9 protein-coding genes, 1 pseudogene and 1 other annotated feature are annotated in these 13,861 nt (G+C 46.9%); of the genes and pseudogenes, 1 reads left to right on the top strand and 9 read right to left on the bottom strand.

Annotated elements, in window-relative coordinates:
- Positions 1-150 precede the first annotated feature (150 nt).
- Positions 151-381 (bottom strand) — a binding site (T-box leader).
- 82 nt (positions 382-463) lie between these two features.
- Positions 464-640 (bottom strand): RNA polymerase subunit sigma-70, encoded by a 177-nt coding sequence (locus A4U59_RS11085; protein WP_070120772.1) that lies wholly within the window; start codon positions 638-640, stop codon positions 464-466.
- Between the two features lie 173 nt (positions 641-813).
- Between A4U59_RS11085 and A4U59_RS11090 the strand changes: the two genes are divergently transcribed.
- The gene (locus A4U59_RS11090) at positions 814-2,565 is read left to right on the top strand and encodes an N-acetylmuramoyl-L-alanine amidase family protein (RefSeq protein ID WP_169823950.1); all 1,752 of its coding nucleotides are present in this window, start codon (positions 814-816) and stop codon (positions 2,563-2,565) included.
- A 948-nt stretch (positions 2,566-3,513) separates the two neighbouring features.
- Here A4U59_RS11090 and dtd read toward each other — a convergent pair.
- The 8 genes and pseudogenes from dtd to A4U59_RS11135 all read right to left on the bottom strand — a co-directional run bounded on the left by dtd (position 3,514) and on the right by A4U59_RS11135 (position 13,781).
- On the bottom strand, positions 3,514-3,954 hold the full coding sequence (dtd, locus tag A4U59_RS11095; protein ID WP_070120774.1) for a D-aminoacyl-tRNA deacylase: 441 nt from the start codon (positions 3,952-3,954) through the stop codon (positions 3,514-3,516).
- A gap of 119 nt (positions 3,955-4,073) precedes the next feature.
- Positions 4,074-6,266 (bottom strand): RelA/SpoT family protein, encoded by a 2,193-nt coding sequence (locus tag A4U59_RS11100; RefSeq protein WP_070120775.1) that lies wholly within the window; start codon positions 6,264-6,266, stop codon positions 4,074-4,076.
- Positions 6,267-6,585: 319 nt separating this feature from the next.
- Positions 6,586-7,098, bottom strand: a complete 513-nt coding sequence (locus tag A4U59_RS11110) for an adenine phosphoribosyltransferase (protein WP_070120777.1) — start codon at positions 7,096-7,098, stop codon at positions 6,586-6,588.
- Positions 7,098-9,461, bottom strand: a complete 2,364-nt coding sequence (gene recJ / locus A4U59_RS11115; RefSeq protein WP_070120778.1) for a single-stranded-DNA-specific exonuclease RecJ — start codon at positions 9,459-9,461, stop codon at positions 7,098-7,100. Before recJ ends, A4U59_RS11110 begins: the two co-directional genes overlap by 1 nt.
- 63 nt (positions 9,462-9,524) lie before the next feature.
- Positions 9,525-9,875: a LapA family protein gene (locus A4U59_RS11120; protein WP_425388897.1), complete on the bottom strand. Its 351-nt coding sequence runs from the start codon at positions 9,873-9,875 to the stop codon at positions 9,525-9,527.
- Between the two features lie 242 nt (positions 9,876-10,117).
- Positions 10,118-12,329: pseudogene (gene secDF, locus A4U59_RS11125) on the bottom strand (protein translocase subunit SecDF).
- Between the two features lie 298 nt (positions 12,330-12,627).
- A complete protein-coding gene (locus A4U59_RS11130) occupies positions 12,628-12,921 on the bottom strand; it encodes a post-transcriptional regulator (RefSeq protein WP_070120779.1) in 294 nt (97 codons plus the stop codon).
- 371 nt (positions 12,922-13,292) lie between these two features.
- Positions 13,293-13,781 (bottom strand): COG2426 family protein, encoded by a 489-nt coding sequence (locus A4U59_RS11135; RefSeq protein WP_245680539.1) that lies wholly within the window; start codon positions 13,779-13,781, stop codon positions 13,293-13,295.
- Between the last annotated feature and the right edge of the window lie 80 nt (positions 13,782-13,861).

Genomic DNA, 13,861 nt, shown 5'->3' on the forward strand with positions numbered 1-13,861 from the left:
AGGGTGATCTTTCCTTCCGAAGGGGTCACCGCTTATGACGATAGCCGCTGGCGCCTGGAGCTGGATGACTCCCTTCTCGCTTTTTATCCACAACGCAACATTTTTATAATTTCCTTAACAGTAAAAAAACTCCCGTCCCTTCATTTTTCATGAAGGGACGGGAGTCAGCCCGCGGTTCCACCCTACTTAAAACACTCGTTCAGTGTTTTCACCTCATACAGTTAACGCCTGCCACGTCCATCTCCTACTAAGCGAACTTTTCAGAGCGGAACCTCGAAGGTGTTCGTTCACCGTGTCATCATAGAGCGATGCTTCCAGCCGATGGCATCGCCTCTCTGTCCATGTGTACTCACGGTTACTGTTCCCCGTCATTGGTTCTGGGTATTTAAATGTACCGAACTTTTCAAATGAAGAATTGTTTATAATCATACGGATGTTAAACCAGGTTGTCAAGACCCTTGAATCAGGAACGCATCATCTTTTCTTTCAATGCCCTGATATCTTTCAGGGAAAGACCGAATTCCTGAGCGAGTTCCATGCTTGAGGATGTTTCCTGCTTTTGCATGAAGTCATGAAAATCCACTCCGAAAAGCTGGCTGTTTCCGTTGTTCGCCGTTTCATTTTTCCGATTATATCTCATGATCGGCTCCCTTTCCAGTTGAAATGTTGTATTACGTTTCAGTCTTCCTGATTTCCCTGTTTTTTAATACCAGTTTTTAAAGGAATTTGTCAGGGATTACCGAATTACTGTAAAAAGAATGGTGAAATCAACCGAAATAATGACTAGAGAGGGGGCATGCTTTTTTGAAAATAATGAAATGGATAATAGCAGCTATCGTCATTCTGGCATTATTGCCTACAGGTCCGGCACCTTCCGAAGCAGCGGGCGGAACAGCATCTGTCAACGTCAACACGCTGAATGTAAGGAAAGGTCCGGGCTTAAACCATGCGATCATTATGAAAATCCACAAAGGGGAATCCTATCAGGTTACTTCCGGAAACGGCGATTGGCTTGAGCTTTCCATCAACGGCAAGCGCGGCTGGGTCGCAGGATGGCTTGTAAACCGAAAGCAATCTCCGGCTGAAACATCCAGCCCTTCCAACAATGTGTCAAATAAGGCCATCGTATCCTCAAAAGTTGACGGTCTTCGGGTAAGGACAGGTCCGGGCCTCAACTTTCAAGTTATCGGTTCAATATCCCGCGGTCCCGCCTACAATGTGATCAAAAGAAGCGGCAGCTGGGTGATGATCGATTATTCCGGAAAAGAAGGCTGGGTTTACGGTTCATATCTTGCCGATGTAAAAAACCAGGAAGCTCCACAAGAGAATGCTTCAGATAAAGCTATTAATAAAGCGGTGGTCACAGCTGACATCCTTAATGTAAGAAGCGGGCCCTCGACTTCCCACTCAATCGTCGGAAAATTGAAATCCGGCAATGCGGTAGCCGTTCATGATGTGAAAAACGGCTGGTACAAAATAAAATTTGGTGATCTGCAGGGATGGATCGCCGGGACATATGCGAAAAAGGAACAATCAGGGAATGTTCCGGATCAGAGCAGCGAACCAGCAGCTATTTCTGGAAAAACAGCCGTCGTCACTGCATCTGCGTTAAATATTAGGGATACATATTCAACGCGCGGAAATATAATCGGTTCTGTCAGGCAGGGCGATAAAGTCACTGTCTTAAAAGAAACAAACAAGTGGGCATTCATCCAGTACGGCGAGAACAAACAGGGATGGGCAGCGGGCTGGTACTTAAAAGAAGTGAAAGAAGAGAACAGCCAGGTTGTAAACGGCCCGGCAGTAACCATCCTTCATAATGGAACTAATATCCGTAAAGGGCCAGGCACCTCACATGCAGTGGCCGCACGCGCTAATCAGGGTGACACGTTCCCCATCGTGAACAAACAAGGCGATTGGTATAAAATCAAGCTGGCAAACGGCGCCCATGCATACGTTGCCGGATGGATCGTCTCGGCTTCAGGTGACCTGCCAGACGTTGCCCGAAAAGGCAGCGGGCAATACCTGAAAAGTAAAACGATTGTCCTTGACCCGGGGCACGGCGGCCGCGACCCGGGTACCGCAGGAAGAAACGGCGCCATTGAGAAGCGCCTTACCCTGCAGACAGCCCAGATCCTCGCCCAGAAACTGAAGGCTGCCGGAGCCAATGTCATTCTGACCAGGACCGGTGATGGATATGTCTCCCTCGGTTACAGGGTCAGTGTTTCCCATTATCATAATGCGGATGCCTTTGTCAGCCTGCATTATGACAGTTCTGTTTACAGCAGCGCTCATGGAATCAGTTCCTACTATTTCAACAAAACAAAGGATTATCCGTTATCTGCTGCCGTTCAAGATGAATTAACGAAACAAACAGGCTTCAGAAGCCGCGGCGTCAAATACGGGAACTTCCAGGTGCTGCGGACAAACCGCCAGCCGGCGATGCTGGCTGAACTCGGATTTTTAAGCAATCCGAGCGAAGAGTTGTCCGTAATGGGCAGCACATTCCAGGACAGAGCAGCAACAGGACTCTATAACGGGCTTGCCCGGTTCTTCAGCAAATAAAAAAAGCTTGCACCTATTGTTGACGGATTTGAAAGTGAATACCATTTTTTGCGGACGAAATCTATTTGATTTCGTCCGATTTTTTTGCTTATTGATTTATTTAACAGACGGAATAGATCTGGTGAAGAAATAAGGGGCTGTATGTAACGGCCCAAAAAGGGATCAGTGAGAAACAGTGAAATGGAATGGCTTTTCAGAAACGGTCCGGAGCCAAGCAGGTCAGGCGCTGAAGTTTGCAGGGAAGATCCATAATCCCGCGGGTTGAAGGCCAAAACCGGAAAATAAATTCATTTGAAGTTTCGTAGCAGCACTGTTAAAGGACGGAATTACTGAGGATTCTCTTCATTTTATTAAAAAAGTCACCCATTTTTTAAAATACTCACCTGTTTCACGCCGGATAACCTTATTTCAGGCCATAACCGCGCCCTATCACACCGCAGCCGTAAGCGGAGCGGGGATTTTCACGCGGTATCCCTTGTTTTACACGCCAAACGCAGAGCATTTCACGCCAAATATCCCCCCTTTCACGCTATATAGCCCGGCTTTCGCGCCAGCGCGACCATTTCGCGCCGTACAGGCTGTCTTTCACGCCAGAACTCCCTGGTTTCAAGCATCCCTAAAATCCGGATCCGAATATGATGCCAAGGATTACGGGGAGTAAATCCATTATTGGTAAGTAACTGACTGCCGGCGCTCAACGTCCGCTCCGGACCGCGGTGAAAATGCACTGTTTTGAACGGCCTATTTCAAACATATTATTCAGCTAACCGGCGCATCAACGCAGTAAGCCTCATTAAAAGTTAAACGTCCAGGTTACTCGCCTGGACGTTTTTCAGGTGCTATTTTCCTTTTGGTTTCTAATTGGATTCACTGTTTGATCAGCGGGTGATTTTTTATGTGAATTAACGTTTTCTCTTGGTGCCGGCTCATTTTCATGTCGTGCTCATTTTATTTGCTTTCGACAATCAATGTTACCGGGCCATCATTTGTGAATGTCACATCCATCATTGCTCCGAATTCACCGGTTTCCACGTTGATGCCTTTTTTACGCAGCTCGTCATTGAAGTATTCATAGAGCGGATTGGCTTTTTCCGGTCTTGCCGCCTCCATGAAATTCGGGCGTCTGCCTTTCCTGCAGTCACCGTATAAAGTGAACTGGGAAATGGAAAGGACACTGCCGCCCACATCCAGCAGCGAATCATTCATTTTGCCGTCAGCATCCTCGAATATCCTCAAATTGGCTACTTTATCCGCCACGTACTCTGCGTCTCGCTCAGTATCATCGTGTGTGATACCGACGAGCAGCATAAGGCCATGCCCGATTTGACCGGTGATTCGCCCGCCTATTTCCACTTTTGCATGTTTAGCCCGCTGTACAACTGCCTTCATTATTATCCTGCACTCCTTTTCTAAGCTTTGTTTCAGTATAGGCTTCCATCTGGTTATCAAAATCCTTTTATCAGCTAGAAAATACAGCCCAAAATGCAATAAGCCGCTCTTTGAGCAGCTTATTGCATAATGCGCCGGACCGAATATACATCGGATATTTGCTTGATCCGTTCCACAACTTTATGAAGATGGTTTACGTTGTGTATCGATATGGAAATATTGATTGTCGCCATTTTATTCCGGTCAGACTTGCCTGTAACAGCTGTAATGTTCGTTTTTGTTTCATTGACAGCCTGCAATACTTCATTCAGGAGGCCGCGACGGTCATAGCCGCTGATTTCGATATCAACATTGTAGTGGAGGCTGTCTTGCGCACTTGCTTCCCAGTCCACCGGAAGGATGCGGTCTTTCGCATCATCCGCCAATACATTCGGACAATCCGACCGGTGTACTGAGACCCCTCTGCCTTTTGTAATATAGCCGACAATATCATCACCCGGTACCGGACTGCAGCATTTGGATAATCTGACAAGCATATTATCGACGCCTTTAACCCGGACACCGGCATCTTTTTTGCTTTTTGTCGCCGGTTTCCGCACTTCGGACAGTGCTGCTTCAATCGACTCTTCACTTTCTGCCCTCTTCTTGCGGATTTTATCAGTAAGCCTGGTCACAATCTGTGATGCTGTTATCCCGTTATAGCCGACAGCTGCGTACATGTCTTCCTCATTGGCGAAATTGAACTTCTCGGCAACCGCCTGGAGGTTTTCCGGCTTGAGCACTTCCTTCAGATTGAAGTCCTGGCTTTTTAACTCTTTTTCGACCATTTCCCGGCCTTTGGCGACATTTTCCTCACGCCGCTGCCGCTTGAAATACTGGCGGATTTTATTCTTCGCCTGGGAAGTCTGGGTAAGCTTGAGCCAGTCCTTGCTCGGTCCATACGAGTGTTTCGACGTCATGATTTCAACAATATCACCGGTTTTCAGGCGATAATCGAGCGTGACCATTTTCCCGTTCACTTTCGCGCCGATCGTTTTGTTGCCGATCTCGGTATGGATCCGGTATGCAAAATCAATCGGCACGGACCCGGCCGGCAGCTCGATAACGTCTCCTTTTGGCGTGAAAACGAACACCATGTCCGAGAACAGGTCAATCTTGAGCGATTCCATGAATTCTTCTGCATCCGTTTCATTTTGCCATTCAAGAATTTCGCGGAACCAGCTCAGCTTTTTATCAATTGGAGGCGTGTTTCCTTTTGTCTCCTGTCCTTCTTTATATGCCCAGTGCGCCGCGATGCCGTATTCAGCAACTTGATGCATATCAGGGGTGCGGATCTGCACTTCCAGCGGATCGCCTTTTGGCCCGATCACCGTCGTATGAAGGGATTGATACATATTAGGTTTCGGCATTGCGATATAATCTTTGAACCTTCCAGGCATCGGCTTCCAGCATGTATGGATGATGCCGAGCACCGCATAGCAATCTTTTATGCTTTTCACGATCACCCTTACCGCAAGAAGGTCATAAATCTCATTGAATTGCTTATTTTGCTTTACCATCTTGCGGTAAATGCTGTAAATATGTTTAGGCCGCCCCGACATTTCGGCCTGGATGTTCACGTCGTCAAGACGGTTGCGGATATCATGCATGACTTCCTCGATATATTCTTCGCGCTCGGCGCGCTTCTGTTTCATCAAATTGACGATACGGTAATATTGCTGTGGATTCAAATACCGAAGCGCCGTATCTTCGAGTTCCCATTTGATTGTCGAAATACCGAGACGGTGGGCAAGCGGTGAAAAGATTTCAATCGTCTCATTCGCGATCCTCCGCTGTTTCTCAGGCGGCAGATGCTTCAACGTCCTCATGTTGTGGAGGCGGTCGGCAAGCTTGATTAAAATAACGCGGATATCCTGTGCCATCGCCACAAACATTTTCCGGTGATTTTCGGCCTGCTGCGCCTCTTTTGATTTATATTTAATTTTACCAAGCTTCGTCACACCATCAACAAGCATGGCCACTTCTTCATTGAACGCTTCTTTTATATCATCAAGCGTGTAATCTGTATCTTCAACGACATCATGAAGAAACCCGGCTGCGATGGTTTCAGGATCAAGGTGTAAATCTACCAGGATGCCTGCAACCTGAATCGGATGGATAATGTACGGCTCGCCCGATTTCCGATATTGTTCAGTGTGGGCCTTTTCAGCGAATTTATAGGCTCTTTCCACAAAATCAATATCTTCGTCAGGCAAATATTCTTTTGCACGTTCGACCACTTGTTGAGCGGTAAGAATCTGATCAGTTGTCAATGATATCACCCTGGTATTAGTTATACTTTGATAGCAAGAATGCAGAAGGCGTGCGTTTGCGTCCGCAACTGGACAGTGTCGGCACCGTTTCAGCCTCTGCAAATAGATTGTTTTGTGCCCTTCTGAAAACCGCGGCCGGCAGTGCGGAGCTTAAAGCCGGCAAAACAGGTCTTTATTTAACTCATTATCACGAAAAGATCCGCGGTTGTAAAGAAAGAAGCAGAATTATGTCGAAACAATATTTCCCTTTGTCCATTCATTTATAAAATGAAGGAAGCACTCCGTATGATACTGAGCACTTCCTTATAAATACAGGTTCTTAATATTGTACGAGGGTTAAGATATCATAGCCTTTAAGCTTGTCCCTGCCATTCAAATAGGTCAATTCAATCAGGAAGGCGATTCCTGCCACTTCTCCGCCAAGCTGCTCTACGAGATTGATTGAGGCTTCAATCGTGCCCCCGGTTGCAAGCAGGTCATCCGTGATCAAAACGCGCTGTCCCGGTTTGATTGCATCTTTATGCATCGTAAGTACATCTTTGCCGTATTCAAGGCCGTAATCCACTTTGATCACTTCGCGCGGCAGTTTGCCTTCTTTCCTTACAGGCGCAAAACCGATACCCAGGGCATAGGAAACCGGGCAGCCGATGATGAATCCGCGCGCTTCCGGACCGACAATGACATCGACATTTTTTTCCTTTGCATACTCGACAATTTCATCTGTTGCAGCTTTATAAACTTCGCCCTTATCCATCAGGGTCGTAATATCCTTGAACTTGATCCCTTTCTTCGGATAATCCGGCACCACTGTGATATATTTCTTGTAATCCATTACTTTATGGCCTCCTCAACTTGTAACAACCGTTTATTGACTTGTTCAAACCACTGCCTTAATTGCTGGTAGGAAGAGTAATACAGATCCTGTTCGACTTCCAGGCGGGCCTGTTTCGTTTTATATGTTTCTGAACTGGTAATATCGCGTTTCTGCGGCTTATCAGTTATCGTGATTAGTCCATTCTCTATTGTAACAAATTCCAGTTCAAAAAACACTTTTGACATGAAGTTTATCGTTTCCCTCGACCATCCTTTGCGGCGGGAAAGTTCCGCCCCATATTTATTGAGATCGAACGTTTTTTGCTTAAGTAAAAATGCGTAAAACCATTTGAAATGCTCCCTTTTCGGTAAGGTGCTGAAAAAATGGTCATCCTGCTGGAGAAATACAGCATAAATCCGTTCAGGCATTCCCCCTGCCAGAAGTTTCTCGAGATTGCTGTAACCCGGCGGCAGATCAAGCAGTACAAGATGTTTATCGGCAAGGCTTTCCTTGTTTATCACGTTATCATCCCAGCCTTTATATAACGTGAAGCCCGTTTCTTCAAGTCCCAGCGCCGAAAATGTTTCCGGCTTGAACGCAACTATTGCTGCACGATCACGCTCAAGTGCTGAGAGCCGTTTTTTGACGTTACCGGCACCGCGCCAGTCAAACAGCTGCCAGGATTCAATCCCAAGATCACGGAGCATGAGCTGAGGTTTGCGGCGGCCGTTCCATTCATTGATTGAAAGCTCACCAACTGCGGACAGCTGAGCGGAAGGCGATATTTCATCAAATTTATCCCCGAAACCGAAGCCGATCACATCGAGTCCCTTACCTTCTTCAGGACCGATAAGCAGTTTGAGATGGTTCTGGCTGCTGCCGATGCGCCGGAGTTCTTTCACCCCGGATTCTTCAATGAGCACCCGAGGTTTAGGGTTTCCCATTCCAAATGGTGCAAGCTTTTTGATCTGTTCAATCAAATCAAGACTGATATCCTCAACAGAGCAGGCGACATCTATTTCCGTTTTCGGGATCATGTCTTTATCAGACAGCAGTGCGGAAGCCTGCTCATTGAGCCTGTCTCTCAATTTATCAATGTCGTTTGCGTTCAGCGTCATTCCAGCTGCCATAGGATGGCCCCCGAAATGGGGCAGGATGTCCCGGCACTTCGAAAGATTTTGGAACATATCAAAGCCGTCAATCGAACGGGCCGAACCTTTGGCGAGCCCTGTTTCCTCATCGATTGACAGGACAATGGCAGGCCGGTAATACCTGTCGACAAGCCGAGAAGCAACGATGCCGATAACACCAGCGTTCCAATTCGGCCTTGCAATGACAAGGACATCATTCGTATCAGGCGGGTACAGCCCCTCGACTTCAGCGATGGCCTCTTCAGTCATTGTGCTGACAAGCTGCTGGCGTTCTTTGTTGAGTTCATCTATTTCAGCCGCAAGTTCTTCAGCTTGTTCCGCTGTCTTTGCTGACAGCAAGTGGACGGCCGGATCAGCCTGTCCAAGCCGTCCTGCCGCATTGATACGCGGACCGACAGCAAAACCGACCGTTTCTTCATCTATTTTTCCGTCAACCCCGCTCACCTTCAAAAGAGCCTTAAGGCCGTGGTTGCGGGTATTGTTCATCAACTGGAGTCCTTTGACAGCTATCAGGCGGTTCTCATCCTTCAAAGGCACCAGATCCGCGATTGTGCCGATTGCCGAAATCTCCACCAGATGCTCAGGAAGGCTGCCAAGGAGCGCATGGGCTACTTTTAAAGCAACCCCTGCCCCTGCAAGCTGGTGAAAAGGATAAGATCCACCCGGGAGCTTTGGATGGATGATTGCAAGCGCCTCCGGCAGCTCAGGCTGCGGTTCGTGATGATCAGTAATGATCAAATCAAGCCCAAGTTCTTTAGCCGCCTTCGCTTCGTTGAGGGCTGAAATTCCCGTATCTACAGTAATGATCAGTGAATATCCCTTATCCCTCGCCTGCCTGAAAGCAGGTTCATTCGGCCCGTATCCTTCCGTGAAACGGTTCGGAATATAAAAATCGGCAACTGCACCAGACGATCGTAGTGCATCGAGCATGATGACAGTGCTGCTGACCCCATCAGCATCGTAATCACCGAATATGAGAATTTTTTCCCCGGCGCTGATTGCCTTATTGATCCGATCAATGGCTGTTTCCATGCCATCCATTAAAAAAGGGTCATGGAAATCCTGGCCCAGCGGATTCAAAAAGCGCCTGGCATGTTCGACTTCATTTATATCTCGGCTTATCAAAAGTGAAGCGGTTAGCGGAGAAATACGCAACTCATCCGCAAACTCTTCCGCTTTTGCCCCGTAAGCTTCATTCCGGATCTCCCAGCGGGTCCTCGGTTTCAACATTAAACCACCCCTTAACCCGTTCATTATACTAAAGGATTAATGGGGTGGCAATGCGGTTTTTAATCAACTTTTTGGGGCAGATGCTGAAATGCTTTCTCCCTTTCCATCTTCTTCATGCGTTTCCTCGGAACTCAGGGGACCACTCTTAGAACCTGCAATTTTTTCTTTTAACCTATTATTTTCTGATTCATATGATTTTGCCTTACGCTGCAGGCGATATACCCTTACAATGCCAATTGAACCGACCGCAAGTCCGCCTAATAGCGCCGAGCCGAGAATAACTAGAATGAGCGGCCAATCGGCTGTTCCGAATAAATAGTCGACTGTCACAGGCTCAACATTAATCACTGCGAACAATGCTACGATCAGTGCAAATACAAGGCTCATTATTAATGCCCATTGCCCTTTCATCATCTATCACGTCCTTCCTTATATATTCATCTTAAATTATACTACCCTTCTTTATGGAGACAAACTCTGTTTGGCCTTCCTGCAATACGAAAAAAAGTTCGCCGGCTGGCAAGCTCTCAAATAGGACAGAGGCACAGCTGCCCTTAACTATATTTTATAATTGGACGCTGCATCGAAACACTTCTTGCTGGCAATCTCCTGCACAGTAAAAATGCCGCAGCATATGCTGCGGCATTTTGCACTTTTTAGGATTCCGGATTAGGCTCAGATGTGAACTTTTGGCGTTCCAGCTGTTTCCCTTTCCAGACAAGCCATAGCTGTGAAGCAATAAAAAGAGAAGAATACGTACCTGCTGCCAGTCCAATCAACAGCGCAAAGGAGAAGTTCCGGATGGCTTCCCCGCCGAAAATCAAAAGCGCCGCCGCAGCGAATATCGTTGACAGCGTAGTATTAATGGATCGTCTTAATGTTTGCTGAAGACTCAGATTGACGACTTCGGCAAGGTCGTCATACGACTTGATTTTTTTGCGGTATTTAATGTTCTCCCTGATTCGATCAAAAGTGACAATCGTATCATTGATCGAGTAACCGACAATGGTCAATACAGCTGCAATGAAGGTGAGGTCGACTTCCATTTGCAGCAGGCTGAACAGCATGATGATAAAAAACGCATCATGGAGCAGTGCCACAATTGCTGCAAGCGCAAAAAAGATTTCGAATCGGATTGTCACATATAAAATAATCCCAACAGAAGCAATCATCACAGCGATGAACGCATTTCTGGCAAGCTCTTTTCCGACAGTCGGAGAAACGGTGCTGATATTCGGCTCCGCCCCGTAGAGATCATTAAAGTATGTTTTCACTTCTCCGATCTCTTCTTTCGACAGGACACCAATGAACCGGGCAACCCCTATTTCGCTGTTGTTTCCGGAAATGTTGACTTCCTTCAGTTCGTGATCAATCCCAACCTTTTCAAACTCGTTGCGCACCTGGTCTTCTGTCAGCTGCTTATCCGACAGGATCTCTACCCGGGTGCCGCTTTCAAAATCGATGCCAAGATTCAACCCCATGGTAAGCAATAAAATAATACCTGTAAGCACCATCAGTGAGGAAGCAATAAAAAATTTCTTGCGCTGTTTTACAAAGTCGATATTATACTTAGAGCTCACTGATTTCACTCTCCTTTACACCAAACCAGCGCGGTTTACGGTTTAGGAAACGGCTGTTCACCCACAGACCTAGTAATAACCGGGATCCATAAACGGCGGTAATGAAGCTTGTCAGTATGCTTATAATAAGCATAGTTGCAAAACCTTTGACAGAGCTTGTCCCATACATGAACAGAACTGCCGCTGCAAGTATTGTTGTAATGTTTGCATCAAGAATGGTGGACATCGACCGCCTGTTTCCTGCCCGGAAGGCGGACATAATCGATTTGCCTGATTTTATTTCTTCGCGGATGCGTTCATACGTAATAATGTTCGCATCAACCGCCATACCGACACCGAGAATGAGAGCTGCAATACCCGGCAAAGTCAGGACGGCATTCATCCAGTCAAAAATGACAAGGATTAAATAAATATATGCACTTAGGGTTACGACAGCGATAAGGCCAGGGAAACGGTAGGAGTAGATTATATACAGGAAAATCAACGCGACACCGATAAGGCCGGCAAAAATCGTTTTCTCCATAGCCTGTTCACCGAATTTCGCACCGACGGATGTGGAATAAATTTCATCCAGCTGGACAGGCAGCGAACCTGAATCAAGAAGTTCGGCGAGTTCTTTTGTTTCTTCAACCGTGAAGTTTCCGGTTATTTGGACGGTTGTTGTATTGAATACTTCTTTGACGCTGGCTGCCGACAAAAATTTCGGATTTTCTTTTTTGGCTTCTTCCTTATAGGAATCGCCCTCTTCATAATCAAGCCAGATCACCATCACATTATCCGGAGGCCCCATATTCAGGACTTGCTGTGTGACCTGCCTGAACTTATCGGCAGATTTCAACGTAAGGGCGACACTGGGCCTATTATTCTGATCAAAAGATGCGCTCGCCCCGCCTTCCTTCAAATCGGTGCCATCCATCAGCAGATTGTCGTTTACATCCCTGAATGACAGTTGGGCGGTCGTTCCCAGAATTTCGCGGGCTTTATTCTGATCCTCGACTCCGGCAAGCTGAATCCGGATGCGGTCCTCCCCTTCAATCTGGATACTCGGCTCGTTCACCCCAAGCACGTCAATCCGTTTATTAAGGGAACTTACCGTGCTGACAAGTGTCTCTCTGTCAACCTCCCCATCTCCGTCTGCGGGCTTCACTTCATAAAGGATTTCAAATCCGCCCTGCAAGTCGAGCCCAAGCTTGATATTCGACGTGACGGCCTGGATCGTCATGCTTATAGTTGCAGCGATAATCGCGACAATAATAAAAAACGCTGCAATGCGGCCTTTTTTCACCATGCTTCCCTCTTCCTCCTTGCTGTTTGGTCCCTGCAGCCGGTATGTATTAATTGGAGGCGCAGGTCACACCATTGCATGACCGGTTTGTCACCCAAACAAACCGAAATGACAAACCCGGTGCTCCCTATTTGCCGTTCTTCAAGGGACATACACTTCATATGCATGAAAAAGCGAACCGAAGCAAATTGCCCCCGGCACCACTTTCCCAGCAGGAACATGAATTCAATAACCAATAACGTTATTATGAAATAGTTCACTCAATGTGTCAATTTGTGTCATAACCATTCAATCCGAACATTCAGAGTCCTTTTAAACTTAATCCTTCTGTTCCAGCCGCCAATTCCGGCCCTTTATAGGCTTCAACGGTCATGAAGCTCATAAATTCTCCGATTTTCAAGCTATATACATCTGCTACAAGCTCATGCACCATTTTATCAGCGATGTTTTGTTTCCGCCATTTCTTTTTCAGCATGCACTCCCAGATTTCAGAAACTGTCACTTCATCGTATCCGTATAATTCGAATTCTTCCGCTTTGCTTTGCAGGACAGGTTCCAACTGTTTCCTCCAAAATGAAATGGGCTGAGAATCCATAATGTCCGCCTCCTGATTTTCAAAAAATTTCATTAAGATATCCTGAAATTTGTCTGCGAGTCTATCTTAATATGAATGTCAGTGTCATTCTACCCTGGCGTTATTCGGCCAGTTTTTAATCAGACTAGTCTTCCCTAGACTGGTAGTCAAGTCTCTTTCCGCACTCCCCTGGACGTGCCGCCCTCCCGGTTGCCGCTGTACGAGGCATTTCTTCGCAAAGGCTCAACAATTCACGTGCTCGGGGTTATACACTTGCAGGGTCTTTCCCTGCTCCTCTTCCCTTGCAGATAATCCCTGGCGATCGAAGGCGATACGGCCCGTTATAAACAACTTATGGTAAAAACAATAATTAGCTTTATCCTAGCCTGTCATTAAAAAATGATGTAAGAACCAAGTGCAATACCGATACCCGCAATAAGGACGCCAGCAACAATGGAGATCAATGCATACCTGAAGCGGATTGCGAAAAGGGACGCCGCGACACAGGCGCTATATGCTCCGGTTGTCGGCAGCGGGACCGCTGTGAAAAGGATAAGACCGATTGCACCGTATTTTTCGACGTTCGTGCTTTTTTTCATTGTGCGGTGGTACAGCCAGTCATACATTTTTTTATACCAGTCAAACCGCATCAGCCAGTCGCTGAGCGGCTGAAACAACAGCAGCAGCGGAATGATCGGCAGCAGATTGCCGATGATGGCTAGCGTGAACGACTTTACCAGAGAAAATTCGAACAACCCGTATGCGACGGGCAGCCCGCCGCGCAGCTCCAGAATCGGCATCGCAGAAATGACGACTACAACCAGCTCGGGAGGCAAAAAACTCAAATGCTCAACAAGATAATCTGTAATTTTTTCTTTCAAGAATCCAACACTCCTGTATGAAGTTTACCTTCAGTCTTTGATAGCCTGTCATGCTCGGCCCTTCCCCAAGCATATAGATA

The sequence above is a fragment of the Bacillus marinisedimentorum genome (assembly GCF_001644195.2).
GTDB lineage: Bacteria > Bacillota > Bacilli > Bacillales > Bacillaceae_O > Bacillus_BL > Bacillus_BL marinisedimentorum.